22 protein-coding genes and 1 riboswitch are annotated in these 26,930 nt (G+C 47.2%); of the genes, 15 read left to right on the top strand and 7 right to left on the bottom strand.

The window, feature by feature from the left end; genetic code table 11:
* Positions 1-105 precede the first annotated feature (105 nt).
* Positions 106-1,935 carry a DNA helicase RecQ gene (recQ, locus tag J3U76_RS13065; protein WP_208006418.1) on the top strand — a complete coding sequence of 610 codons (1,830 nt, stop codon included), beginning with the start codon at positions 106-108 and terminating at the stop codon, positions 1,933-1,935.
* A gap of 180 nt (positions 1,936-2,115) precedes the next feature.
* On the opposite strand, the gene J3U76_RS13060 is transcribed toward recQ, so the two are convergent.
* Positions 2,116-2,415, bottom strand: coding sequence for a c-type cytochrome (locus tag J3U76_RS13060; RefSeq protein ID WP_208006417.1), 300 nt, complete (start codon positions 2,413-2,415; stop codon positions 2,116-2,118).
* Positions 2,416-2,571: 156 nt separating this feature from the next.
* On the opposite strand from J3U76_RS13060, the gene J3U76_RS13055 reads away from it, so the two are divergent.
* From J3U76_RS13055 to J3U76_RS13040, 4 genes are all read left to right on the top strand, one after another.
* Entirely contained in the window at positions 2,572-4,005 is a 1,434-nt protein-coding gene (locus tag J3U76_RS13055; RefSeq protein WP_208006416.1) for a protein adenylyltransferase SelO, read from the top strand.
* 46 nt (positions 4,006-4,051) lie between these two features.
* On the top strand, positions 4,052-4,357 hold the full coding sequence (locus tag J3U76_RS13050) for a DUF3630 family protein (RefSeq protein WP_208006415.1): 306 nt from the start codon (positions 4,052-4,054) through the stop codon (positions 4,355-4,357).
* 60 nt (positions 4,358-4,417) lie between these two features.
* Complete coding sequence (locus J3U76_RS13045; protein ID WP_208006450.1) at positions 4,418-5,317, top strand: EamA family transporter; 900 nt, start codon at positions 4,418-4,420, stop codon at positions 5,315-5,317.
* A gap of 123 nt (positions 5,318-5,440) precedes the next feature.
* Positions 5,441-6,103 carry a 7-cyano-7-deazaguanine/7-aminomethyl-7-deazaguanine transporter gene (locus tag J3U76_RS13040; protein ID WP_208006414.1) on the top strand — a complete coding sequence of 221 codons (663 nt, stop codon included), beginning with the start codon at positions 5,441-5,443 and terminating at the stop codon, positions 6,101-6,103.
* On the opposite strand, the gene csiR is transcribed toward J3U76_RS13040, so the two are convergent.
* Positions 6,100-6,783: a DNA-binding transcriptional regulator CsiR gene (csiR, locus tag J3U76_RS13035; protein WP_208006413.1), complete on the bottom strand. Its 684-nt coding sequence runs from the start codon at positions 6,781-6,783 to the stop codon at positions 6,100-6,102. The two genes, J3U76_RS13040 and csiR, sit on opposite strands and share 4 nt — an antisense overlap.
* Positions 6,784-6,950: 167 nt before the next feature.
* Here csiR and glaH point away from each other — a divergent pair, with 167 nt between their 5' ends.
* The gene (glaH, locus tag J3U76_RS13030; RefSeq protein WP_208006412.1) at positions 6,951-7,919 is read left to right on the top strand and encodes a glutarate dioxygenase GlaH; all 969 of its coding nucleotides are present in this window, start codon (positions 6,951-6,953) and stop codon (positions 7,917-7,919) included.
* A 109-nt stretch (positions 7,920-8,028) separates the two neighbouring features.
* Complete coding sequence (gene lhgO / locus J3U76_RS13025; RefSeq protein ID WP_208006411.1) at positions 8,029-9,240, top strand: L-2-hydroxyglutarate oxidase; 1,212 nt, start codon at positions 8,029-8,031, stop codon at positions 9,238-9,240.
* Between the two features lie 565 nt (positions 9,241-9,805).
* On the opposite strand, the gene aptA is transcribed toward lhgO, so the two are convergent.
* The 3 genes from aptA to J3U76_RS13010 form a co-directional block, all read right to left on the bottom strand.
* Positions 9,806-11,128 (bottom strand): omega-aminotransferase AptA, encoded by a 1,323-nt coding sequence (gene aptA, locus J3U76_RS13020; protein WP_208006410.1) that lies wholly within the window; start codon positions 11,126-11,128, stop codon positions 9,806-9,808.
* A 252-nt stretch (positions 11,129-11,380) separates the two neighbouring features.
* Positions 11,381-12,862 carry an APC family permease gene (locus tag J3U76_RS13015; protein ID WP_208006409.1) on the bottom strand — a complete coding sequence of 494 codons (1,482 nt, stop codon included), beginning with the start codon at positions 12,860-12,862 and terminating at the stop codon, positions 11,381-11,383.
* Positions 12,863-12,974: 112 nt separating this feature from the next.
* The gene (locus J3U76_RS13010; RefSeq protein WP_208006408.1) at positions 12,975-14,438 is read right to left on the bottom strand and encodes an NAD-dependent succinate-semialdehyde dehydrogenase; all 1,464 of its coding nucleotides are present in this window, start codon (positions 14,436-14,438) and stop codon (positions 12,975-12,977) included.
* Between the two features lie 127 nt (positions 14,439-14,565).
* On the opposite strand from J3U76_RS13010, the gene J3U76_RS13005 reads away from it, so the two are divergent.
* The gene (locus J3U76_RS13005; RefSeq protein WP_208006407.1) at positions 14,566-15,504 is read left to right on the top strand and encodes a LysR family transcriptional regulator; all 939 of its coding nucleotides are present in this window, start codon (positions 14,566-14,568) and stop codon (positions 15,502-15,504) included.
* A gap of 73 nt (positions 15,505-15,577) precedes the next feature.
* Here the strand turns inward: J3U76_RS13005 and J3U76_RS13000 are convergent, their stop codons facing one another.
* Together J3U76_RS13000 and elbB are read right to left on the bottom strand one after the other, a co-directional pair.
* Entirely contained in the window at positions 15,578-15,730 is a 153-nt protein-coding gene (locus J3U76_RS13000; protein ID WP_208006406.1) for a hypothetical protein, read from the bottom strand.
* Positions 15,731-16,251: 521 nt separating this feature from the next.
* On the bottom strand, positions 16,252-16,899 hold the full coding sequence (gene elbB, locus J3U76_RS12995; RefSeq protein ID WP_208006405.1) for an isoprenoid biosynthesis glyoxalase ElbB: 648 nt from the start codon (positions 16,897-16,899) through the stop codon (positions 16,252-16,254).
* 375 nt (positions 16,900-17,274) lie between these two features.
* Between elbB and polA the strand changes: the two genes are divergently transcribed.
* From polA to J3U76_RS12960, 7 genes are all read left to right on the top strand, one after another.
* Complete coding sequence (polA, locus tag J3U76_RS12990) at positions 17,275-20,013, top strand: DNA polymerase I (RefSeq protein WP_208006449.1); 2,739 nt, start codon at positions 17,275-17,277, stop codon at positions 20,011-20,013.
* Positions 20,014-20,557: 544 nt separating this feature from the next.
* A riboswitch (TPP riboswitch) is annotated at positions 20,558-20,669 on the top strand.
* Positions 20,670-20,708: 39 nt separating this feature from the next.
* Positions 20,709-21,560 (top strand): bifunctional hydroxymethylpyrimidine kinase/phosphomethylpyrimidine kinase, encoded by an 852-nt coding sequence (gene thiD, locus J3U76_RS12985; protein ID WP_208006404.1) that lies wholly within the window; start codon positions 20,709-20,711, stop codon positions 21,558-21,560.
* A 292-nt stretch (positions 21,561-21,852) separates the two neighbouring features.
* The gene (locus tag J3U76_RS12980; protein WP_208006403.1) at positions 21,853-24,156 is read left to right on the top strand and encodes a putative monovalent cation/H+ antiporter subunit A; all 2,304 of its coding nucleotides are present in this window, start codon (positions 21,853-21,855) and stop codon (positions 24,154-24,156) included.
* On the top strand, positions 24,153-24,584 hold the full coding sequence (locus J3U76_RS12975) for a Na+/H+ antiporter subunit B (protein ID WP_208006402.1): 432 nt from the start codon (positions 24,153-24,155) through the stop codon (positions 24,582-24,584). The genes J3U76_RS12980 and J3U76_RS12975 overlap by 4 nt, the downstream gene beginning before the upstream one ends.
* A complete protein-coding gene (locus J3U76_RS12970) occupies positions 24,584-24,931 on the top strand; it encodes a Na+/H+ antiporter subunit C (protein ID WP_208006401.1) in 348 nt (115 codons plus the stop codon). The genes J3U76_RS12975 and J3U76_RS12970 overlap by 1 nt, the downstream gene beginning before the upstream one ends.
* On the top strand, positions 24,928-26,460 hold the full coding sequence (locus J3U76_RS12965; protein ID WP_208006400.1) for a Na+/H+ antiporter subunit D: 1,533 nt from the start codon (positions 24,928-24,930) through the stop codon (positions 26,458-26,460). Before J3U76_RS12970 ends, J3U76_RS12965 begins: the two co-directional genes overlap by 4 nt.
* The gene (locus J3U76_RS12960) at positions 26,457-26,930 is read left to right on the top strand and encodes a Na+/H+ antiporter subunit E (RefSeq protein WP_208006399.1); all 474 of its coding nucleotides are present in this window, start codon (positions 26,457-26,459) and stop codon (positions 26,928-26,930) included. The genes J3U76_RS12965 and J3U76_RS12960 overlap by 4 nt, the downstream gene beginning before the upstream one ends.

Below are 26,930 nucleotides of genomic sequence, written 5' to 3'. Positions count from 1 at the left end.
ACAAAATGCGATACAGGCTAAGCTTATAAGCGATGGGCGCGGTGAGCTTCATTGTTTGCCCCCCCTGCTTTACAATACTTACCCGCTTTTATCTTGCAGGCTGACATGACCTCTTTAATCGAACACGCTGATCCCGCTCCCATCCCCGACACGCCGTTGGCGGTGTTGCAGCAGGTGTTTGGCTATCAGAGCTTTCGTGATGGCCAGCAAGAGATCATCGACTCCGCCATTGCTGGGCGCGATGCACTCGTTATTAAGCCAACAGGTGGTGGTAAGTCCATCTGTTATCAAATTCCTGCCCTACTGCGCCCAGGCCTGACCATAGTGGTATCGCCGCTGATTTCTTTAATGAAAGATCAGGTAGATACCTTGGTGGCGAACGGTGTGGCGGCTGTGTATATTAATAGCTCGCTGAGTCGCGAAGTCATGCATCGCCATTTTACCGCTATGCGCCGTGGTGAAGTGAAGTTGGTGTATGTGTCGCCAGAGCGCTTATTACAGCATGAGTTTATGGAGCGCCTCGGCGAGCTGGAACTGGGCTTATTTGCCATAGACGAAGCGCATTGTATCTCGCAGTGGGGCCATGACTTTCGCCCTGAATATGCCTTGTTGGGTCGCTTAAAACAGTGGTTTCCCCATATTCCGGTGATGGCGCTGACCGCCACCGCCGATGAAGCCACGCAGCAAGATATGCTGAATCGGTTAAATCTCACCGACCCGCTGATTCATATCGCCAGCTTCGACCGCCCTAATATTCGCTATACCTTGGTGGAAAAATTTAAAGGCGCCGATCAACTACTGCGTTATGTGTCTGAACAGCAAGGCCTGTGCGGCATTGTCTATTGCTCGAGCCGCAAACGCGTTGAAGAGATGGCCGAGCGCTTAATCGCTCGTGGCCACAAAGCCGCCAGCTATCATGCGGGCTTGCCGCTTGAGGTTCGTCAATCGGTGCAAGAGCGCTTTATTCGTGACGACCTCGATATAGTGGTGGCCACAGTGGCCTTTGGTATGGGGATTGATAAGCCTAATGTGCGCTATGTGGTGCATTTTGATATTCCGAAAAATATCGAGTCTTATTATCAAGAAACCGGCCGCGGCGGCCGCGATGGTCTGCCCGCAGAAGCGCTACTTTTATATGATCCTGGCGATGTTGGCCGGGTACGTCGTTTATTAGAAAAGAGCGAAAATGCGCAGCAAGTGCAGGTTGAGCTATATAAATTAAATGTGATGGCCGCCTTTGCTGAGTCGTTAACCTGCCGGCGTCAGGTATTGCTTAATTACTTTGGCGAATATCAGCGCGAGCCTTGTGGTAACTGTGATATTTGCCTAGATCCTCCTACCCGTTACGACGGCACTCAAGATGCACAAAAAGCCCTCTCATGTGTGTATCGAGTAGGGCAAAACTTTGGTGTTATTTATGTGGTTGAAGTGCTGCGTGGGGCTGATACGCAACGTATTCGCGAATACGGTCACGATAAGCTCTCAACCTATGGTATTGGTAAAGATAACAGCCAAGAGCATTGGGTGAGTGTGATCCGCCAGCTTATTCACTCAGGCTTACTGAGCCAAAATATTACCCGCAATATGGTGTTACAACTCACCGAAGCCGCCAGACCCGTACTACGAGGCCAAGTCTCATTAGAACTGGCTGAGCCGCGACTGGTAGTACGAGTAAAACAAAAAGACAAAGGGGAGGCGGCATTATCCCGCCCCGAAGACAAAGCGCTATTTCAAGAACTGCGCCAGTTACGCAAACAACTGGCCGATGAAGCAGACGTGCCGCCTTATGTGGTGTTTAGTGATGCAACACTAACTGAGCTGGCACGTTATCGCCCTAAAACTGAAGCCGAACTGCTAAGAATTAATGGCATTGGCGCCACTAAGCTGGCCCGTTACGGCAGCGCTTTTATTACGCTATTGCGCCAGCAAGACTGATAAAAAAGCCGTCAGCTTTAAGCTTTCAGCTGTCAGACAAACAATAAATTCAATGCCGAGCGCCGAGCTTAAGGAAAGCGCCGAACCTGTTGGTCGGTGTTGTCTTCATAGCATCGGCATTCGGCACTGTGTTGTTCTTCTGTTAGCTGAACGCTTACCGCTGACGGCTTGCAGCGGATCTTAAAGGCTGGCGTAATAGGCAGCCAGGTCGGCAATGTCATCGTCTGATAAGGGCTTTGCCATGGGGGCCATAATGGCGTTGTTGCGCTCGCCGTCACGAAAGTGCTGTAATTGGCTCACCAAATAACCTTCCTTTTGACCGGCTAAGTTAGGATAAATATCCATAGAAGATATCCCCTCTGGGCCATGGCAAGCAGCACATACGGCAGACTTTGCCTTACCGGCGTCTGGGTTACCATCAGCAAAAGCAGGGGCGCTAAGTAGGGCTAAGGCTGCAATGGCAGCAATTCGTGTTTTCATGACAACTCCGTTATTATTTTTCTCATTACATGGCTTTTGCATGATGTTGGCTGATGGCTTTGTATTGCTTTATTCGCCTTCGTTATGCAATGTGCGGCAGTATAAAAGAAGTTAAAAGTAACATTAAACAAAGTTTAACCTTAAGAGGACAGAAACATGCGCATGGATAACCAATACGCCCAGTTTGATTGGGCGGGCACCTTAGTTACCCCAGCGCCGTTGCGCTCGCCTAGGTTACTGTTATTAAATCGAGATTTAGCCGATGAGTTAGGCATGGCCTTGTCTGAGGCGCAGTGGCGAGACATGACTGCGGGCCTGCAGCTAGTGACGGGTATGCAACCGTTTGCTCAAGTGTATGCGGGCCATCAATTTGGTGGTTTTAGCCCACAGCTAGGTGACGGCCGTGCCATGTTATTGGCTGAGGTGATTGCCCCTGATAATCAGCGTTGGGATTTACACTTAAAAGGTGCGGGTAAAACCCCTTATTCACGCTTCGGTGATGGTCGAGCCGTATTGCGCTCCTCATTACGCGAGTATTTGGCATCAGAAGCCATGCATCATTTGGGCATTGCGACCACGCGAGCGTTAGCGTTAGTGGGGAGCCAAGAGCCGGTATATCGTGAGCAGGTTGAATCGGGTGCGGGTTTGCTGCGAGCGGCGCATAGCCACTTACGGTTTGGTCACTTTGAGTTCTTTTATTACAGTGGTCAGCCTGAATGTATTCCTACCTTACTGAATTATTTAATTGATACCCAATGGCCAGATTTAACAAAAGATGCGACAGGCTATGCCAGCTTGTTTGCACGCGTTGTTGAAAAAACGGCCACCTTAATTGCCCAGTGGCAGCTGGTGGGCTTTTGTCATGGGGTGCTGAATACCGATAATATGTCGATGCTGGGGCTTACGCTTGATTATGGCCCCTACGGCTTTTTAGATGCTTATAACCCTGATCATATTTGTAATCATTCTGACCACACCGGACGCTATGCTTACGATCAACAACCCGCAGTGGGCTATTGGAACTTGCAGCGTTTGGCACAAGCTTTGTCTGGGGTCATTGAAATGGATGCGTTGCAGCAAGCGCTGGGTGGCTACGAGCAGCGGTTAATGACGGCATATTCTGAGGGCATGCGCCAAAAATTGGGTTTATTGCAGTGGCAAGATGAGGATCCGGCGTTATTTCGCGATATGTTTGCGTTAATGAAGGCGCAACAAGTGGATTACACCTGCTGGTTCCGTCGTTTGGCCGAATTGACTCCCTCGGCTGCGATACCGACTGAGTTATTAACGCTGGTCAATGATGTGGAAGCGTGGCAACCGTGGTTTGTGCGTTATCAGGCGCGATTAGCACAAGAAAACCGTACGCAAGCCGATAAAGCAGCACAAATGAATGCCGTTAACCCTAAGTATATTTTGCGTAATCATTTGGCGCAGCAGGCGATAGATCAAGCAGAGCAGGGCGACATGGCTGAAGCGGATACCTTATTAAGATTGCTGGCGAATCCTTTTGATGAGCAGCCCGAATTTAATGCCTACGCCATGCCGGCTCCCGACTGGGCCAGCGACTTAGAAATTTCTTGTAGCTCCTAGGCTTATACTCAGCGCTTCCCATTTAACAATAAGTGATGCAATACTTATGACCAAGACTATATTGACTACAACGCAGCCACTCACCTTTACTCATTTTGCACCATGGGCAGAAGGGTTAATAAGAGAGTTAGAATTAGAGGTAATTGAGCGTGAACAAGGGGCGGATTATCACCAATGGTTATTGTGTTTTGAAGGCTGTCAGTTGTTCTTGTGCTTTCAACATTATGCCGACTGCGCCTGGTTACAGCCAGTCAGTACCATAGACCAAGATGTTGCTGATTGGCTTACTCAACAGTGGAATCGACAAATGGAAGCGATCAGCCGTCAGCCGTCAGCAGTCAGTGAAAGATGAAAGCGGTACGCTATACGCAGTACCGCTGTGTTTCTCGAGAAGCAAACAGGAAGCCTGATGATGGCACCTAAAGACATATTATTGGCCTTGGTGGTAATCGGCGTATGGGGTATGAACTTTGTAGTGATCCTTGTGGGTCTAGATGAAGTACCGCCTATGCTGCTGGGAGCCCTGCGTTTTACTTTAGTGGCATTTCCTGCCGTGCTATTTGTTAAGCGGCCTGCTATTCCTTGGCGCTGGTTAATCGCCTATGGTGGTACCATCTCTTTAGGCCAGTTTGCCTTGCTGTTTTACGCCATGGCCAATGGTATGCCTGCTGGACTGGCGTCTCTGGTACTGCAATCCCAAGCATTTTTTAGCCTGTTGTTCGCGGCATTATTCTTAGGCGAACAGATTAAGCCTGTGCATTTGGCGGGCTTAATGGTGGCAGCAGGTGGCTTGGCAACCATAGGTTACGGCGGTGACGGTACCATGACTATGCTGGGATTAGGGTTAACGCTGGCAGCCTCGGCGATGTGGGCATTGGGTAATATAGTGACCAAAAAAATAGGCCGAGTGAACCTTATTGGTCTTATTATATGGGGAAACTTGGTGCCGCCTTTACCTTTTCTAGCTTTATCACTGTGGCTAGAGGGGCCGACACAAATAATAGAGGCCTTGCGCCATGTTGGCAGCAATACTTTGTTTTCTTTGGTGTATTTAGCTTTTGTCGCAACGTTACTGGGATACGGGCTTTGGAGCCGTTTATTACAACGCTATCCCACTAGCATGGTGGCACCTTTCTCACTCTTGGTGCCAGTGGTGGGATTAAGTTCAGCGGTGTGGTTGCTTGATGAACAATTGACGTTGATGCAATGGGCTGGCGCTGGGCTAGTGATGTTAGGGCTGGGGTTGAACGTATTTGGTTTACGACTATGGAATTTACTTTCAAATAAAGACAAGTGCGTGATGAAAGGGTAGTATAGCCGCGCATACATTCCGGTTCAGGTTAAAACTAAAGCAGTTGTTAATGCCGTGCGGCTCGTTATACTGAGTGCCGTTTCCGGAATGGGTTCCCTAACCCCATATTAAAAAAGGTAAAACATGGTTATTTCACCTCAGCAGTACAATACCGCCTTATTTAGGCTGTCTTTATTCCACGTTGCTATTATTGCCGCCAGTAACTATCTGGTGCAGCTACCCTTCACGCTATTTGGTTTTCATACCACTTGGGGGGCGCTAAGCTTTCCATTTATTTACTTGGCTACCGATCTTACGGTGCGTATCTTTGGCGCGCCCATGGCGAGACGTATCATTTTATTAGTGATGCTGCCAGCACTCGCCAGCTCCTATGTGTTATCGGTATTATTTTTTGAAGCAAAATACCAAGGTCTGGCGGCATTATCTGAGTTTAACTTGTTTGTGGCGCGCATCGCACTGGCCAGTTTTATGGCCTATGTGTTGGGACAGATCATGGATGTATCTGTGTTTAATCGCCTACGCCAAATTAAAGCTTGGTGGATTGCCCCGACTTGTTCGACAATATTTGGCAACTTAGTCGATACCTTAGTCTTTTTTGGGCTGGCGTTTTACCGCTCGCCCGACGCCTTTATGGCTGAGCACTGGGTAGAAATTGCCATGGTCGACTACGGTGTTAAGCTAATATTTAGTCTTGCTTTATTTGTGCCTGCGTATGGCTTGCTGCTTAAATACCTAACCAGTAAGTTTGTGGGTGAGCAGGGCGTGCAGGTACAAACCAGCCATTAGCGAACACCTTGTTCGCCTAATACTTGGCTAATAATAGGCACAGGGCCCATTAGGTGCTCACGCATCATGCGGTTTGCGCCACTGTCTCGCGCCAATAAGGCATTAAACAACACTAAGTGCTCTTGCTGCTTTTCTTTTAATGCCTGCTGGCTAAATACGGTTTGTTTAAGCCACAAGTAGCGATAACGAGCCGCCTGATCCATAAGGGTTTGGCGCACCACCAGCAGTTGCGGTGACTGGCAGCCGTTAGCCACCGCTTGGTGAAAAGCTTGATGACGCAGATCCCACTGTGTTAGCTGGTCTTCCACGGTTTCAATATGATTCACCTTACTCAGCGCATGATGCGCCGCGACCACTCCTGCCTCCCATAAGTCATCGCCCCGCGCCATGGCCAGCTCCACGATTAACCCTTCTAATTGCGCTCTTGCGTCATAAATATCTTTGAGTTCGGCAATCGACATGCTGCTAACGCGAAAGCCTCGCTGACTTTCTGTGGTGACCAAGCGCTCAGATACCAACTGCGATAATGCTTCCCTTAACGGACTCACGCCTAAGCCATAGCGTGTTTTTAGCGTGCTCATCAGTAGTTTTTCGTGAGGGCGAAAGTGGCTCTGAATAATGTCTTGTTTTAGCTGCTGATAAGCTGCTCGAGCGAGGTTTTCTCGTGGCTGGTTGGTCATTGTTCGCGGATCCCTAAATCATGCTGTTATTCGATTATAACGAAATTGTAATCTAGATCATAAAATTGCCACATAAGATTGACATAAATCAATAATGTCGACATTATCAATTTACAACGATTTTTTAGTTGTTCGACCCACACACTAGAAAGAACAAGGAAGCTATCATGTCTAACGTTGCCACTGCCGACTTTACTCACCATAAATACCAAGGCTTTACCTTAGCGCCGTCTACTCATTCTCGACGTTTGTTAGAGCTTCGCTTTGACGAACAAACAGTAAAAGCCTTTTTAGATGCTACCGCCGAATGGCCGGTTCAAGCACTGGAGTACAAGTCTTTCTTGCGCTTTAAGGTGGCGCAGTTACTGAATGATTTGTGCGGTCAGGCGTTGCAGCCGTTATTGATCAAGACTTTGGTAAACCGCGATACCGGGGGCTTGTTAATTACCCCAGAAGGGTTAAATCAAGTAGAACAAGCAGAAGACATGGTGAAGTTCACCACTGCCGTAGCCCATTTATTTGGTCGCTCTAATTTTGATGCCATGAGTGGGCAATACTATGCACGTTTTGTAGTTAAAAATGACGATAATTCAGATAGTTACCTTCGCCAAGCTCACCGCGTAATGGAGTTACATAACGATGGTACCTTCGTTGAGCAAGACACCGACTATGTGCTGATGCTAAAAATAGATGAGCAGAACATGGAAGGCGGTAACTCTTTGCTACTGCACTTAGATGATTGGGAGCATTTGGCCGAGTTTTATAACGACCCTATGGCACGTCGCGTGATGCGTTGGGGTGCACCACCAAGTAAAAACACCCAAAAAGATGTATACCATGCGGTGTTTGATACCGATGTGAGTGGTCAGCCGATCATGTCTTATATCGATCAATTTGTGCAGCCAAAAGACTTTGATGAAGGCGTGTGGCTAGCCAGTCTTTCTGAGGCGATAGAAACCAGTAATCAGCGGTTGTCGGTGCCGGTAGCACCGGGCTCTTTCTTGCTAATCAATAACCATTTTTGGTTGCACGGTCGTGATAAGTTTACTGCTCATGATGGCTTACGCCGTGAGTTAATGCGCCAACGCGGCTACTTTACTCATGCAAAAACCTTAAAACAGCCTAATCAAGGATAAAGCTTTAGTGAGATGACGGCTGCGCCGACACTCTTAACTCTCATAATGGCATACTCTTTCGCCGGGGCTGGTCCTCGGCATTTGCCTCTTTAACGAAGGTGGTCCAACTGTGTTTGATTTCATCATTATCGGCGGCGGTATCGTTGGCATGTCCACCGCGTGGCAGCTAAAGAAAACCTATCCCGACCACACAATACTCTTGCTAGAAAAAGAATCTGGCCCCGCTCAGCACCAAACGGGCCATAATAGCGGCGTGATACATGCGGGAGTGTATTACACTCCGGGTAGTCTAAAAGCCAAATTTTGCTTAGAAGGTAATATTGCCACTAAGGAATTCTGCCGTGAGCATCATATTCCCTTCGACGAATGTGGCAAGTTGCTAGTGGCAACCAACGAGCAAGAAATGGCGCACATGCAAGCGCTTTGGGATCGTAGCGAGGCCAATGGCCTAGAGCGTTACTGGCTTAATGCCGAGCAACTAAAAGAGCGTGAGCCTAACATTACCGGCGTGGGGGGGATTTTTGTGCCGGCCAGCGGTATTGTTAACTATCAGCAAGTGACAGAGGCCATGAGTAAGGAGTTTGAGCGACTCGGCGGCGAAATTCGTTATAACGCCGAGGTCATCGGGCTTAAAGAAGAAGCGACGCAAGTGGTATTAGAAACTCGCCAAGGTGATATTCAGGGTAAGTATCTTATTTCTTGCTCAGGCCTGATGGCCGATCGAGTAGTACGCATGCTAGGCATTGAGCCAGAGTTTAAAATTTGCCCGTTTAGAGGCGAATATTACCTGCTTAAGCCTGAGCATAATCAAATTGTGAATCATCTTATTTACCCGATCCCCGACCCCAATATGCCGTTCTTGGGCGTACACCTCACTCGTATGATTGATGGTACAGTGACCGTTGGCCCCAATGCGGTATTGGCGTTTAAACGTGAAGGCTATAATAAGCGGGATATTTCGCTGCGCGACACACTAGAGATGTTTACTTATCCAGGCATTTTAAAAGTGCTAATGAAAAATCTAAAACCCGGCTTAGTTGAGATGAAAAACTCCCTTAATAAAGGCGGTTACTTAGATTTGGTACGTAAGTATTGCCCTAGCTTACAGCTTGATGATTTAACGCCATACCCGGCCGGTATTCGTGCTCAGGCGGTATCGAAAGACGGTAACTTGGTGGATGACTTTTTATTTGTTAACACCCAGCGCACTATTAACGTCTGTAATGCGCCTTCACCCGCGGCCACCTCTGCCATTCCCATTGGCGGCTACATTGTGGAGAAGGTGAAGCAGCAAGTAGAGCAAGGATCTGTGGCTGCCTAACGGGCCCAGCCCATGGCGGGGAACCTTCCCCGCCATCTACAAAACTCAGTTTCGTACCTTAAATCCTTCTGTAAAATTAACTGCTCAAAGCCTTTTCGCAACGGAATCCACTGAACCCACGGAAAAGTAGTGATCAGATCCGACAATGACCATTAATGCTAAGAGTCACACACCTAGCTTGAATGAGAGGGGGACGCTTACACTATGAGCTTTTATCCCTGAACTCTTCAGTCGGTTTAGTTTTTTGCTTATCTGAGCGCTGATTGCTCCAAGCTTACCGCTATCCTAAGAGCTGTCCTTACTATTAAAAACCTCCTGCTTCGCCGCCGAACAAGTGCGCGCACTACAAACTCAACACTAGCCCGTGGGCTTCGTCTGTCGGGCTGTCACTTTTACAAATGCCACATTTTTCTTTTACCATTGAGAGTACTTTTAGATCTAATCTCTATTTTTCGTGGATTTAGTGGGTTTCGTTGCAAAAAAGGTCTTAGCTTTTACGTTTTTACGATAAAAAAGGACTGCCTAAGCAGTCCTTTATATGATTGATGCGTTTTACGAGATACGTTTAGCCAAAGTGCTGTTTAATGCTGCGCTCAAGAGTGCCAATGGTCTGATCGACATGCTCTTTTTCCATAATCAGTGGTGGTGACATGGCTATAGCATCACCCAAAGAGCGTAGCATCAGACCTTGCTCCCACGAGCTGGTTTGTACCAAACTACCGGTGGCACCTGGCTTGCCAGCTAACGGCTCAAACTCTACTGCGGCAATAAAAGAGTAGTTACGAATATCAATCACCCCCGGCAGCCCTTTTAAGCTATGCAGGCCTTGCTCAAAGTACTTAGATATTTCACCGTTTGCCGCACCGCGCTTATATAAGTCTTCTTGTTCATATACATCAAGGGTGGCCATGGCGGCTGCGCACGCTAGTGGGTGCGCCGAATAGGTATAACCATGGAAAAACTCGACGCCAGCGCTACTGTTATTAGCAATCGCATCATAAATATGATCACCTGCTAATACGGCACCCATAGGTGCGGCGCCGTTGGTTAAGCCTTTCGCTGTGGTCATAATATCGGGGATGACGTCGAAGGTTTGGCTGGCAAACACATCACCGGTACGACCAAAGCCTGTAATCACTTCGTCAAAAATAAGCAAAATATCGTGCTTATCGCAAATCTCGCGAATACGCTTCAAGTAGCCTACTGGCGGCGGCAATACGCCACCGGCACCGGTAATGGGCTCGATAATAACAGCGGCAATACGACTGGTATCGTGACGCTGGATTAAATCTTCTAACTCATTGGCTTTTTCTACACCACCATGTAGCGGCAAGCCATGAGCAAAGGAGTTTAGTGCTAAATCTTGGGTATGGTTTAGTCGGTCGTTGGGCAGCCACTGGCCAAACGCTTTGTGGTTATTCGTTAGTCCTGCAACCGAGACACCGCCAAAGTTAACGCCGTGGTAACCTTTTTCTCGACTAATAAACATCTGCTTGCCGATGTTACCTTTAGCGTAGTGATACGCCAATGCCATTTTAAGGGCGGTATCTACCGACTCAGAGCCCGAGTTGGTGTAAAACACCCTATTTAAATTACCCGGCGCCAAGCTTGCTAAACGGTCGGCTAATTCAAAAGACAACTCATGGCCAAAACCAAAGCTGGGCGCATAGTCTAGCGTTCTTGCTTGCTTGGCGATGGCTTCGGCAATATGAGGGTGAGCGTGCCCCGCGTTACAGCACCACAGGCCTGCCGTCATATCCAACACTTGGCGTTGGTCGTCCGTCGTCCAATACATGCCTTTGGCGGCACTTAGCATGCGTGGCTTTTCTTTAAAGCTTTTATTGGCGGTAAATGGCATCCAGTGTGCTGATAATTTGTTTGCGCTCATGTTGGCACTCCCTCTGAATCTCAAAATAATGATGATGTAACGAATTTGTCACTATAGTGTGAATAAAACGGTATGTTTGATAAATCACAATGTTTAAATTCTTAGTTTGACTGACGTCAACCTTATGTCGTGGTGTGTCTTTTAATAGGAATTTCACACACAAAAAAGGCGAGCATAATGCTCGCCAAATGATGACACCATCTTGTTTGCTGGTAGGGCTTTACCTCTATAGGCCTTTCCAGCGTGCTACTGTTACATTGATGATGGCTTCAATGCTGTTCTGCCTCGTAGGCTTTTGTTTAGTACTGAGTTGGTGCATTGTGCTTCTTCTTCTTTAACGGCGGTAGAGACTAGCTGCTTTGGGTCTACGGCTCGTCGTGCCGAGCGCATTTGTAACATTAGCAAGCAACCTACACCCCACCAGCCGGCAAAGATAAGCCACTCATAAGGCCACAAGAGTGCCGCTGGCATACCCGGCAGATACAGTGCAATAAACAACACACTAAAGATGACGGCAGCCCAACCCACAAAGCTGGATTGTCCGGCTCTAAAGGGGCGCGCCATGTTTGGCTCATTGCGACGTAATCTAACGAAGGCCACGGCCACTAAGGCATACGCGAGCACTATGGCTAAACCACCGGCATCTACTAGCCAAATCAGCATGGGGCGACCTAGCAAAGGGGCCAAGGTAGACAAGGTACCAATGAATAAAATGGCATTTATTGGCGTGTGATAGCGTGCGTGTCGACGGCTAAACCAAGCGGGGATCATCTTGCGCTCGGCCATGGCGCATAAAATGCGGCTGCCACCAATAATAAAGGAGTTCCAGCTGGTAATAATACCGGCCACGCCACCCAAAATAAGCACTATGCCAAAGCCAGTATGGCCAAAAACATTACTCATGGCATCGGCGGTAGGTAGTACTGAGCTGACTAATGCGGTTTGATCTAGACCAAAGCCCACGGCAAAGATAATTGCTACATACCAGATAACCGCAGCCACCACCGACACGATAAGAATACGGCCAATTGAGCGAGGAGGAATTTTCATTTCTTCGGCGGTTTGTGGAATCACGTCGAAGCCCACAAACATAAAGGGCGTCATAATAGCCACCGTTAGCACACCAGCCACACCACCAATGAGCAAGGGGTCGGCATTGTGCACACTGCCGTTCACCGCCGCGCCAAAGATTAACATTAAGCCGATAATGCCAATAATAATTGTCAGTATCATTTGCAGTAAGGCGGCAAACTTAACGCCCATCAAGTTAACAACGGTAATAAATACTGACCCCAGCATACCCACCAGTACCCAAGAGGCGTAGACGTCGTAGCCTTGAATTGAGTACATCAAGCCGACTTTGTAATCAGGAAATATGTATTCAATCACGGTCGGTAATGCCACAGCTTCAAAAGAAACCACAGAGATATAGCCCAGAGCCAGTGCCCAAGCGGCAACAAACCCTGTTTTGTAGCCAATCCCTCTTAGCACATAGATTAGTGCCCCTCCTGTGGTGGGCATAGCAGAGGCGAGTTCGGCATAGGCGAGGCCAACAAAAATAACCAGCACGCCCCCTAATACAAACGCCAACATAGCGCCTAAGGTGCCGGCCCCAATAATCCAGTTGCCCGACAGTACTACCCAGCCCCAGCCAATCATGGCACCAAAAGCGAGAAACAAGACATCCAGTCTAGAAAGTACTTTTTTATGATCTTCATTCGATTCATGCGGCATTGTTATGTTTCCTTACCATTTAACTATGCTGATAACTCATCGGTTGCGATTTATCTCCAAAATACGCTTACCTTGAGTGGTGGCTCGCAGGGCGCTTTTCGTTAGCGTTTAGCTAGCGAATACCGCCCATACAGAGATATTTTGTTTCCATGTAATCGTCTAACCCCAAAGAAGATCCCTCCCTTCCTTGGCCTGATTCTTTGACTCCCCCAAAGGGTGCTATCTCATTAGAAAGAATGCATTCGTTGATCCCCACCATGCCAAACTCGAGTGCTTCGGCAACCTTCCAAATGCGGCTGTGTTTTTCGGTATAAAAATAAGCGGCTAAGCCGTAGGGCGTATCGTTGGCCATGGCAATCGCCTCGGCGTCATCGCTAAAGCGAATAACCGGTGCCACTGGGCCAAAAATTTCTTGCTGTGCAATCTCCATGTCTTGGGTGACGTTGGCCAGAATGGTTGGTGCAAAAAATAAGGCGCCTGCATGATGGCGGTGTCCGCCGGTGATAAGCTTTGCCCCTTGTGATTGTGCGGTATCCACAAGGCCGGCAATTTTATCGATGGCCGCTTGGTTAATAACGGGCCCTAAGGTGGTCGCATCATCAAAGCCATTACCAACCACTAGCTGCTCGACTGCGTCTTTAAAACGCGACACAAAGGCATCGTAAATACCGTCTTGTACTAAGATGCGGTTGGCACAGACACAGGTTTGTCCCGCGTTACGAAACTTAGAAATAACCGCGCCTGCCACGGCGGCATCTAGGTCGGCATCATCAAATACAATAAAGGGCGCGTTGCCGCCCAGCTCTAGGCTGAGCTTTTTAACGGTATCGGCACTTTGGCTATATAATAATTTGCCAACGCGCGTAGAGCCGGTAAAAGACAATTTGCGTACTCGACTGTCGTCGGTTAATACCTTGCCAACCACGGCGGCTTGGCGAGAGGTAATCATATTAATCACGCCGGCAGGAATACCCGCTTGCTCGGCTAGCGCCATTAACGCTAACGCCGAGTAAGGCGTTTCTTCAGATGGCTTGAGCACCACGGTACAACCTGCTGCTAATGCGGGCGCAACTTTGCGGGTGATCATTGCATTGGGGAAGTTCCAAGGAGTAATAGCCGCAACTACCCCTATTGGCTGCGACATGCTTAAGGCGCGCTTATCATTAGAGGGCGTGGCAAACGTTTTGCCGTAGGCCCGCTTACCTTCTTCGGCATACCATTCAATATAAGAAGCGCCATACAGCACCTCACCTCGGGTCTCAAATAACGGCTTGCCTTGCTCTAGCGTCATTAAATGAGCTAAATCTTCTTGATGTTCTAGCACCAGCTCAAACCAACGACGTAATAAACGCGCTCGCTCTTTAGGTGTTACCTCACGCCAGCTAGCCAGCGCTGTATGTGCTGCATCTATGGCGGCTTGTGTCTCTTCTGGGCCCATATCAGGCACTTGACCAAGCTCATCGCCGGTTGCAGGGTTATACACAGTAATGGTATTCGCACTGTTTGCTTGGCACCACTGACCATTAATGTAGCCGGCTTGTTTAACTAAACGCTGCTTTACCTTTGATATGCCCATTATGACCACCCTAAATGTTAAAAAATATGTGGCATCACATTGGCCACAGGTTGCAGGCATGTTAACCTGCAAGTGAAAGTTTTATAAATAGCTACATATAAACTTTAACATTGAGAGCTGTAAAACTATGAGTCATGCAAACAGGCTAGTATTGGGTCAGATAGGTGATTACGAAATTCGCCTGCTTAAATTGTTTAAGACGGTGGTGGAGTGCGGGGGGTTTTCGGCGGCAGAAACCGAGCTAAACATCAGTCGTTCTACTATTAGTATTCATATGTCTAATCTAGAAAGCCGACTTAAGCTTAAGCTGTGTCGGCGTGGGCGATCTGGCTTTGCATTAACCGATGATGGGGCTGTGGTTTATGAATCCGCGAAGCGCCTATTCACTAAGTTAGAAGAATTTCGTTACTCGGTAAACGAGCTGCATGAGCAACTAAGCGGTGAGCTTAAAATTGTGTCTAGCGATAATTTATGGCTGGAAAATGAATTTTCAATGGTTGATGTTTTTGCTCGCTTAGGAGAGGTCGCACCGGAAGTAAATGTAAGTGTCGATGTCGCCCAAATGAGTGAGATTGAACGGCGGGTTTTAAGTGAAGATGCCGATGTGGGGTTTATTCACTACCACAGGGACTTAGATGGGTTGGACTACCATCCACTCTATCAGGTGCGTTGTTTTTTATATTGTAGTGACACTCATCCGCTGTTTAACGAGCAAGACTCTAATGTATTAGAAAAAAAGCTGGCAGATGCTAAGTTTATTCACCCGGGTATCTACACCAACCCCGAGGCAAGTGCTCAAGTGCAAGGGTTAAGGAGTGCGGGCCGTGCTTATCATTATGAGCCAAGGGCGGCCCTTATATTATCGGGTCACTATGTTGGCTTTTTGCCGGAAAACTTTGCCCGTCGCTGGGTCGAGCAAGGACGTTTAAAGACGATACTCCCAGAGCAAAAAAGTCATCCATTAGGCATTGCCGCTATTACCCGCAGTCATGGCCGTCAAAGTCGATTGAAGGATCTTTTTTTACAGCTACTAACAGAGCAAGCGGCGGTAACTCCAACGTCTTAACTGTGTCAGCTACAGTATCGAAAAGGCAAGCTAATTTTAGGCACCCTGGTTGAACGTATATCTGCTTTACAGTTTAGTTTGCTTTCCAGCCGGCTAATGGTTCGGGAAATAGCTTACCCAGTTCGCCAGCCTGCAATTGGCGAATTAAGGTCGCCACATAATCAAACAGCGTAACTGCTACGTGGGCGTCTTCGGCTTCATCAGCAAGTAGCATGCTGGGTAGCAATATAGCGGCCCCATAACCAGTGTTTATTCATACTATTCCCCTTTTGTTGTTACCTAACCCAGTGTAGTTCAGTTGCGAGGAATACGGTTAAAGAGAAATAAAATATAAAGATGGGAAGCTTTACTTGCAAATACAAATGATAATAGTTACTGTTAACTTGCTTTTGATGGAAGGCTCCTCAATCTTACTCTTTGTGTAGTAAGTGGAGACAGATTTTGAAAGCGCGACATTGCTCACATTGCTTCCAGAGTTTTTAGGCCAGCGTTTTGCTGGCCTTTTTTTTGTTCTAACACTTTAAAAAGAGATTTTTGCAACGGAATCCGCAGAAAAACGCAGAAAAATAGAGAGCAAATCTGAAAGTGGTTTTTATGGTAAGAGCTACCCCCAAGCCAGAAGAAAGAGAGGTCTTACTATAATATGATCTTGTCACTTTTCGAGTTTATCTCATCTTAATTTTTCTGCGGGTTCCGTGGATTCCGTTGCGAATAAATCGGTACTCTCTATTGAGTTAGGCGCTGTTTTTACATTTCGAGTAGGCGCTTTACCAACTTACCGATACCTATGTCTGCTTCGGCAATGTTTTCAGCCAACATATAAGCTGGGGTAGAAATGACTTGATAACGGGCATCTTCTACTACATCTGTTACCACACAGCCAATATGCTCACCGCCCATGGCAGAAAATGCTGCTGCCACATCCGCTTCTGTGCCTATGGTGCCTTTTACCCCAGCGGGATAAACACGAGGGATCAATACTGGTGCAATACAGCAATACCCTGCGGGCTTGCGCGCACTAGCAAAGGCTTTACAGGCCGCCAGCACTTGCTCATCTACTGTGGCATCTGCCCCTTGGGTAGCAAAATCACTTAATGTTTTTGCTACCCCAAAACCGCCGGGTAACAGCAGGGCATCAAAGTCTTCAGCATTGAGCTCAGTCAGTGGTTTAATGTCGCCTCGTGCAATACGTGCGGCTTCAATTAATGTATTGCGGCTGCTTTGCTCCGGCTCACTATTTAAGTGATTAATGACTTGGCCTTGAGGTTTATCGGGGGCAAAGCACTGATAGCTGGCGCCTTGCTTTGTTAAATGCAGCATACATAACACGGCTTCATGAATTTCTGAGCCATCAAACACACCACAACCACTTAAAATAACGGCAACTTTTTGCATGATAAACTCCTCGTATAAAGGGATAGCTTGAGAAAGGTACCTATTAAAGGATGAACAACAGATAAGTACTTTACCTTCTCACCCTGCCAGCTTAGCGTTTACTGACTGCTGGGTATAGCCACCTGCCTTGTGATATTAATACGATCATCGATTATTAAGATCATAGTTAATAAAGTTTTTACACATTATAAGATCTTAACTACAGATCGGGGTGATATACTTAAGTTATTGATATTTAAAAGTTTGGTTGTGAAGTTATGATCATATCAAGATCACCTTTGCACAGAGTTATCCACAGGCTGTTTAAGGGCGACCATGGTGCCAACAGCTTGGCTGTGGCATGCTAGCGGCCAACGCATTAACGAGAACGACATCATGGCTGCCATTTCCTCTAAACCTCTGATCCTAGTAGATGGATCTTCTTATCTTTACCGTGCCTATTTTGCTTCTTTAAAAGCTGATCTCCGTACCACAGATGGCCGCCCCAGTGGTGCGATTCGTGTGGTCACCAATATGCTGCGCAGCTTGCATAAGCAGTTTCCTGACTCGCAAGTTGCCGTGATATTTGATGCTAAAGGCAAAACATTTCGTGATGAGCTGTACGCTGAATATAAAGCGCAGCGCCCTACTATGCCGGACGATTTGCGTAGCCAAATTGAACCTATCCACAACATCATTAAAGCCATGGGGCTGCCTTTAATTATAGAAAGTGGTGTAGAGGCAGATGATGTTATTGGTACCTTGGCGCGCCAAGCCACTGAGCAGCAGCTAGATGTGGTGATAAGCACGGGTGATAAAGATATGGCGCAGTTGGTGACCGATCATGTGCTATTGATGGATACCATGAAAAATGAGTTTATGGATCGCGACGGTGTGATCGATAAATTTGGCGTACCGCCCGAATTAATTATCGATCTACTGGCGTTGGTGGGCGATAAGGTCGATAACATTCCGGGTATGCCGGGTGTGGGTGAAAAAACCGCCTTGGCCTTGCTGCAAGGGTTAGGATCCATTGAGCAGATTGCTAGCCAGCTTGATAAAGTGGCGAGTCTGGGCTTTCGTGGATCTAAGAGTTTTGCTGCTAAGTTCGCTGAACATAAAGAGATCTTAGACTTATCTTATACTTTAGCCACTATTAAGACAGATGTTGAGTTGCATTGTGGCCCAGCAGAGTTAGTACAAACGCCGCCGGATACTGAGGCCCTTAAAGCCTTGTATCAAGAATTTGAGTTTCGTAATTTGTTGGCCGAACTTGACCCTGAACAAGCACAGGCGGATGCCAAACCCGTTGTACCTGCCATGGAAGTAAATTACCACACCATTTTAACCGAGGCTGAGCTACAAGAATGGGTTAAGCGGCTAGAAAAGGCGCCCTATTTTGCTTTTGATAGCGAAACCACCAGCCTTAATTATCGTGATGCGCGCGTGGTGGGGATGTCATTTGCCATTAAAGCTGGTGAAGCGGCTTATGTGCCCTTTGGTCACGACTATTTAGATGCCCCAGAACAGTTAAGCGAAACCGTGGTATTAGCGGCCTTAAAACCATTATTAGAGGCTGAAGTTCCGATAAAACTGGGCCAAAATCTTAAATATGATGCCAATGTGCTAAAAAACCACGGTATTCATATGCAAGGTATTGGGCTAGACACCATGTTGGAGTCTTATGTACTGAACTCAGTGCAAACCCGTCACGATATGGACAGCATGGCTAATTTTTTCTTAAATCATGCCACCACACCCTTCGAGGCCATTGCGGGTAAAGGCGCTAAGCAGCTTACCTTTAATCAAATTCCACTGGAAGAAGCGGCATTTTATGCCGCAGAAGATGCTGATATTACACTGCGTTTACATCATCATTTATCTGAGCAGTTAGCGGCAGAGCCTGAGTTACAAGCGGTATTCGATGAGATTGAAATGCCGCTGGTACAGATTTTGGCCGATATGGAATACACTGGTGTTAAGATAGACAGTCAATTATTGGCGATACAGAGTGATGAAATTGCCAAGCGCCTCAAAGAGTTAGAGCACAAAGCCCATGAGCTCGCTGGTGAACCCTTTAATTTAAGCTCGCCTAAACAATTAGGTGAAGTGCTGTTTACTAAGCTTGAATTGCCCATTATAAAGAAAACGCCTAAGGGCGCCCCCTCCACTGCAGAAGAAGTGTTGCAAGAGCTGGCGCTAGATTACCCCTTGCCTAAGTTATTGATGGAATATCGCGGTTTAAGTAAGCTAAAGTCGACTTATACCGACAAGTTACCGAAGATGGTGAATGATCATAGTGGTCGTATTCACACATCTTATCATCAGGCCAATGCCGCTACCGGACGTTTATCGTCCTCAGATCCTAACTTACAAAATATTCCAATTCGTACCCCAGAAGGGCGTCGTATTCGCCAAGCCTTTATTGCCGAGCCGGGCTATAAAATTGTGGCGGCGGATTACTCGCAAATTGAACTGCGTATTATGGCGCACTTGTCTCAAGACAAAGGCCTGCTTGATGCCTTTGCTAAGGGATTAGATGTGCATAAGGCCACCGCCGCCGAAGTGTTTGGCGTTGATCTTGATAGCGTTACCACAGAGCAGCGCCGTCGTGCTAAGGCGATTAACTTTGGGCTTATTTATGGCATGAGTGCCTTCGGTTTATCTCGCCAGCTAGGTATTCCACGCCATGAGTCTCAGTCTTATATGGATATCTACTTTGAGCGCTATCCCGGTGTGCTCAAATACATGGAGGAGACTCGCGCCTTGGCGGCAGAAAAAGGTTATGTAGAAACTTTATTTGGTCGTCGTTTATATTTACCTGAAATTAACGCTAAAAACGGCGCGCGTCGTAAAGGTGCCGAACGTGCCGCTATTAACGCGCCTATGCAGGGAACTGCGGCAGATATTATTAAAAAAGCCATGATCAAGGTTGCACACTGGCTGTCTGAGCAAGCAGATAATGATGTACGCATGATCATGCAGGTACACGATGAGCTGATCTTTGAAATTCGTGAAGATAAAGTTGCATCGTTTAAGCAACAAATTTGCGAATTAATGGAACAGGCCGCCAGCATAGATGTACCGCTATTGGTAGAAGCCGGTGAAGGCGACAACTGGGATCAGGCGCATTAACTAATAACAGCGCCGAGCACCAAGCGCCCAGCCAAAAAGAATAAGTTAAAGATAAAACCGAACTGAGACGTTCGGTTTTTTTATGCTGTCATCCTGACGAAGGTCAGGATCTCGCCCTAAAGCTTTAAAGGCTAAATATTTTCTGCCACGGAATACACGGAAGAACACGGAAAAACAGAGATTAAATCTGAAAGAGATCTTTAATGGTAAAGGATAAGAACTAGAGTATTCGTTGACGATAGTGGCGTATATATAAAGGCAGCGGTTGCTTACACCGACTCACTTCTGGCTAATGATATTCACCGCTTTAGCCTACAAAAAGCCGTAATGGGTGAGGTGTAAGGGGTGAAGAGGACGACAGAATTACAGTGTTGAATGAACTTCTTAATTCAACATTGCCTTTCACTTGGGTTTAGCGGGTTTTGTTGCAGATCTAGCGTTAGTGTTTATTCTTAATCTTTAACTTACGGCTTAGAGCTTCAAGCTGATAGCTCCCGAAGGGATACGGCTTTCTTTTTTTGGGTGAGATGGTTACTATCAGCCCCATTGTTAGTCGGGGGGCCTTATTTAAACGATTAAAGGCTGAGACGGTGTACACCGGACCCGCGGTACCTGATCCAGTTAATGCTGGCGTAGGAAACTAACGGGCAGCGTTTAGCTTGTCGGTGGTTTCTTCGCCCGAAGGAGCCAAGGAAATGCCCCATCATATTGTTAAAGCTCAAGCCGTTACTGAGCGATATGTTAATAAACAAAAACCGGTAGTCCTAACCATTGCGGGATCTGACTGTAGTGGTGGTGCTGGTATACAAGCAGACATTAAAGCCATTTCAGCAACGGGTGGCTATGCCTGCTCGGTGATTACCGCACTGACGGCACAAAATACTCAAGGTGTTAGCGCAGTACACCCAACGCCACAAGCCATGATTGAAGCGCAACTTGATGCGATATTTAGCGATTTAGCGGTCACCGCCGTTAAAGTGGGTATGTTGGGAGATAGTGAGACCATAGGTACGGTTGCATCGGCATTGCGCAAATATAAACCTGCACACCTAGTGGTGGATCCGGTGATGGTCACTGCCAACGGCGATATGTTGTTAGTCGAAGATGCAGTGCAGTGCCTACGCGAAGAGCTATTACCATTAGCTGATGTGATTACCCCTAATCTTCCGGAAGCAGCAGCGCTGTTAGGAGCGACGTTGCCGCAAAAAATGACGGATGTTGAATCTTTGTTCTCAGGGTTAGGTCAGCTAGATTGTGGGGCTGTATTATTAAAAGGGGGCTTCTTACAACAAGAAGATCGTAGCCCCGATTGGTTACTAAATGGCGATCAGGTGCGCTGCTTTGATACCCCTAGAATTATGACGCCCAACACCCACGGCACGGGTTGTACCTTATCTGCTGCACTGGCGAGTTATTTAGGGCAAGGCTTCACCATGAGCGATGCGACCGAGCGTGCTAAACGTTATATTGATCAGGCTATTTTGGCTGGTAGTCGTGTGCGCATAGGCCAAGGACGCGGACCCGTTGAGCACTTTTTTGCATTGTAAGTTGAAGGGTAAATGTATTATATCTTGTTAATATACAAGATGTTTTATTGTTGCGAGCTTTGATCTAGCTCTCAATTAGTGTGGCAAGTTGGGCTAAACATAGAGCGTTACTTGCCTTTTGTTAACTCGAATTGTAGTATCTTCAACTATAAAAATAATATTATAACAATCGATTAACCGATTGAATAAAATCAAAAAAATTCCTTACTATAGCCTCTGCACTGTGCCATCTCCCCCTTATTTTTAGCTTATTCTATTGCCTGAACAGGCAAGGAAAGGAGGCGTATTTCCTATGCTTGTTGCCATTTTAGCGGGTTTTATTTTAGCCTTACTGGTGCCCCGATTAGCTCCTTTGGTGGGAGATAAAATTGGTTGGTACCTGTCTGTGCTGCCTGCACTCTTGTTTGTGTATTTCTTAGGCTTTTGGCCTGAAGTAACGGCGGGTGAGACCCTTCATTACAGTTATACATGGATACCCAGTCTAGACATCAACTTAAGCTTTATGGTCGATGGCCTTAGCTTAATGTTTGCCTTATTGATCACCGGCATTGGTACCTTTATTTTTATTTATGCAGGCTGTTATCTGCATGGTCATAAAGATATTCACAAGCTACTTATGTACTTGCAGGCCTTTATGGCGGCCATGTTGGGGCTGGTGCTATCCAGTAACCTGATTGCGATGTTTGTGTTTTGGGAGCTCACCAGTTTTACCTCTTATCTACTGATTGGCTTTAATCACGAACAAGAAAAAGCCCGTAAGGCGGCTTTGCAAGGCTTCTTTATTACCGTTGGCGGTGGTTTAGCGTTAATGACGGGCCTGATTTTGCTGGGCTATATTGGCGGCAGTTTTGAAATAACAGAGCTGTTGGCTCAGGGCACCTCTTTACAAGATAATCCACTGTTTTTGGCAATGATGGGCTTAATTTTATTAGGCACCTTTACCAAGTCTGCGCAAACGCCGTTTCATTTTTGGCTACCGAACGCCATGGCCGCTCCTACACCAGTAAGTGCCTACTTACACTCGGCGACTATGGTAAAAGCGGGCGTATATTTAATGGCGCGCTTACAACCCATGATGGCGGGTTACGAACCTTGGGCGGTCACGCTGTCGGTGTTTGGTGGTGTCACCATGACGCTGGGCGCGATTATGGCGGTGTGCAGCACGGACTTAAAACGTATTTTGGCGTTTTCTACCGTCATGGCCTTAGGCACGCTCACCATGTTAATTGGCATTGGTACCCCGCATGCACTAGAAGCGGCCATGGTCTTTTTGCTGGCGCACGCTTTATATAAAGGCGCGCTGTTTATGGCGGCAGGTACTTTAGACCATGTAACGGGCACTAAAGATGTGCGAGAGCTGGGTGGCTTGCGCCAATATATGCCTCACACTACCGTGTTTGTTACCATAGCGGCCTTGTCATTAGCGGGCATTCCTCCCTTATTTGGCTTTATTGCCAAAGAGCTGATGTTTAGCGCAGCCTTAACCAGCGCTAATCTATCGGGCTTTCTTATTGTGTTGTCGGTGATTACCGCTATTTGTATAGTGGCTGCCAGTGCCTTGGTGGCCATTAAGCCGTTTTATGGTGCCTATAAAACCACGCCGCAAACACCTCACGAAGCCCCTTGGGCAATGCGATTAGGTTTTTCGGTATTGGCTGTGGTGAGCTTATTGCTCGGCCTAATTCCCGGTCTTATTTCGCCTTTATTACAAGTGGCAATAGCCGCTATTAGTGGTGCAGAGGCGGATGTTGAGCTAGATCTCGCCTTATGGCATGGCATTAATGTACCGCTAATGTTGAGTGGCTTAGCCTTAGTGTGTGGTGCCTTTGTCTATCGTTATTGGCAGTTAATCTATCAACCCTTAGCCAAAGCGGTCTACCCCTTAGCTTATGGGCCTGAGCGTGGCTACGAGCATATGATGAATGGTTTGGTGTGGTTGGCCAGAACGCAAACTCGCATCCTGCAAAATGGCTATATGGCGAATTATATTCTCACCATACTGATCAGTACTATCGCCTTATTAACCTATGTCTTTTGGTTTGAAGACGCCTTTATCTACGTCATTTCCTTCACCGATGTGCGTTTTTATGAGGTGGTTATTGCGCTACTGATGTTAGTGGCTGTGCTGTACGCCTGTGTAACGCCGCTGCGTTTAGGTTCGGTGGCCGCGTTAGGGGTGTTAGGTTTTGCCATGACAATGGTATATGTGTTCTTTAGTGCACCCGATTTGGCCATTACTCAAGTGCTAGTGGAAACCCTAACAGTCATTATGCTGGTTTTAGTGTTGTTCCGCTTGCCGGGCTTCCATGATTTGTCGAGCCCATTAGTGCGTTGGCGAGATGCGGCTGTTGCGGGAGCCTTTGGTGTGCTAGTGACCATGATGCTGCTCACGGTAAATGAGTCGTCGCTACCCAGCATGGGCATTAGTGAATACTTGGTGGAAAACAGTTATGTAATGGCTCATGGGCGCAATATTGTAAACGTGATTTTGGTGGACTTTCGTGCCCTCGATACCTTAGGGGAAATCTTTGTGTTGGCGCTGGCCGCGATTGGCGTTAACGCCATGATCCGTTTTCGTTGGGAGTCACAAAAATGAGATCAGATAGCTCGATAATTTTACAAACTTCCACGCGCATGTTGGTGCCCTTGCTATTGCTGTTTTCTATTTTCTTATTGTTGCGTGGCCATAACGAGCCAGGGGGCGGTTTTATTGCCGGCCTAGTAGCCTCGAGTGCCTTTGCGCTGCATTTATTTGCTTTTGATGCCAGCAGCACTAAAAAGCTATTAAAAGTAGAAACGCAATTACTGATGAGTGTAGGGCTAATATTGGCACTGCTGAGTGGTATGGTGGGGGTAATATTTCGGGGGCAGTCTTTTTTAACCAGTCAGTGGTTGAATATTTATGTGCCCGGTATTGGTGATTTAGCGTTAAGCACGCCCTTGGTATTTGATATTGGTGTGTATCTGGTGGTGATTGGCGTGGTGTCCACCATATTACTGTCACTCGATAAGGTAGGTGAATAATGGAAGATCTTTTTGCTTTCGTGATTGGCGGTTTATACGCCACCGCCTTATTTATGATGTTGCGGCGAAGCATCGCTAAATTGGTGATCGGGCTAATGATTTTATCTAACGCGGCCAATTTATTAATCCTAACCGGTGGCGGCTTGGTGCGGGGAGCACCGCCGCTGATCCCTGATGGATTAGAGCAAGCCGTCATGCCTATTGCCGATCCCTTACCACAAGCATTAATTTTAACGGCCATTGTGATTAGCTTTGGGGTGCTGGCTTTTGCTGTGGTGTTAATTCACCGTGCCTATGCCGTGATAGGCGCCGATGATATGAACGAAATAAAGAGTACCGACCTGTGAATATAGCCGTTGTATTACCTATTTTTATACCCATGTTGGCCGGTGCGCTTACCTTAGCCTGCTGGCGTTCGCGCCAAGCGCAGCGTTGGTTGTCTGTAATTTCAGGTGCAGGCTTACTGTTGGCCGGTATTTACCTGTTTATGCAAGTTCGCCAACAAGGCCTGGTGGTGGCCTATATGGGTAACTGGCAGGCGCCGTTTGGCATTACCTTGGTTGCCGATCTACTCAGTGCCATTATGGTGGTTGTTACCGGAATTATTGGCTTAAGTGTGGCCATTTATTCACTGGCTACCATGAGCCGCAGCCACGAAGCTTTTGGCTATTACCCGTTATTACATTTGATGCTTGCAGGTGTAGTGGGGGCATTTTTAACCGGCGATATTTTTAACCTCTATGTGTGGTTTGAAATAATGCTGATTGCCTCCTTTGGCTTGATGATTTTGGGCGGCGAGCGAGCGCAAATGGAAGGGGCGCTTAAATATGTCACGCTAAACCTATTATCGTCGGCATTATTCCTAACCGCAGTGGGCTTGTTATATGGCTATGCGGGCACCCTTAATATGGCAGACTTAGCGCTTAAGCTGGGGGGCGATGAGCAACCAGGCTTGGTGAGTGTGATTGCCATGTTGTTTTTGGTGGCATTTGGTATTAAAGCGGCGGCATTTCCGCTGTTTTTCTGGTTGCCTGCGTCTTATCACACGCCGCCGGTGGCAATCTCTGCAGTATTTGCGGGTTTGTTAACTAAGGTGGGGGTTTATGCTCTTTATCGCGTATTTAGTCTGATTTTTGTGCAAGATATCAGCTTAACGCACCATAACATCTTAATGGGCATGGGTATTTTTACTATGCTTACAGGGGTATTGGGGGCGGCCGCGCAGTTTGAAGTGCGCCGTATTTTATCGTTTCATATTGTGAGCCAAATTGGCTATATGCTGGTGGGGCTGGCGCTCTTTACTCCACTTGCCATTGCCGGCGGTGTTTTCTATATCTTTCACCATATTATAGTAAAAACAAACCTATTTTTGATTAGCGGTATTATGTATCGCTATCACGGCAGTTACGACTTGGCAAAGCTTGGGGGCCTGTATCGCTCGGCACCTTGGCTGGCATTTTTGTTTCTTATCCCCGCTATGTCTCTGGCAGGGATCCCACCCTTGTCGGGCTTTTTCGCGAAATATACTGTGATTAAAGCCGGCGTATTAGAAGGTGCTTGGTGGATGGTAGGCATCGCCTTGTTGGTGGGCTTGTTAACCCTCTATTCGATGGTAAAAATTTGGGCCGAAGCGTTTTGGAAGCCCCTGCCCGAAGATGCGAAACCCATGCGAGGCGAGACAGATCCTAGTCGTTATGTATTGTATGCCCCTGTGATTGTATTAGCCGTTATGACGCTAACCATAGGCTTAGGGGCTGAGTGGTTTGTGCAGCTATCTATTGATACGGCCGAGCAGTTATTAACGCCTAGCCGTTATATTGAGGCGGTATTAGGGTCGACAGACCTAGCACCTATTGCAACAGGGGGTTCCTCATGAAGGCGTTTGGCTGGAATATGTTATTGGCCCTGTTTTGGGTCATTTTATCGGGTAATTACAGCATTGGTAACCTCTTTGTTGGCATGCTACTCAGCTATTTGATATTAGCTTATGTGGCGCGTGATAAGCCCATGTTTGCTAATTACTTTGGCAAACTGCCTAAAATTATCAGCTTTATTTTGTTTTTTATCTGGGACTTAACCAAGGCGAACGCGCGGGTTGCGTATGATGTATTAACCCCAAGGCATTTAATGCGCCCAGGGGTGATTGCGATTCCGTTAGATCTTAAAGATGAGGCGGGGATTAGTGTGTTTGCCAACCTGATTACGGTTACGCCTGGGTCGTTATCGCTGGACGTGTCCAGTGATCGTAAGGTGCTTTATGTGCATTTGATGTATTTAGATGATGAAGCAAGCCAATTAGCTGAGCTCAAGGCATTAGAAGCCCGAGTATTGAATTTGTTGAGGTAA

The sequence above is a fragment of the Oceanisphaera pacifica genome (assembly GCF_017498065.1).
Classification (GTDB): Bacteria; Pseudomonadota; Gammaproteobacteria; order Enterobacterales; family Aeromonadaceae; genus Oceanimonas; species Oceanimonas pacifica.
This window is presented reverse-complemented; position numbering and strand designations above follow the sequence as displayed.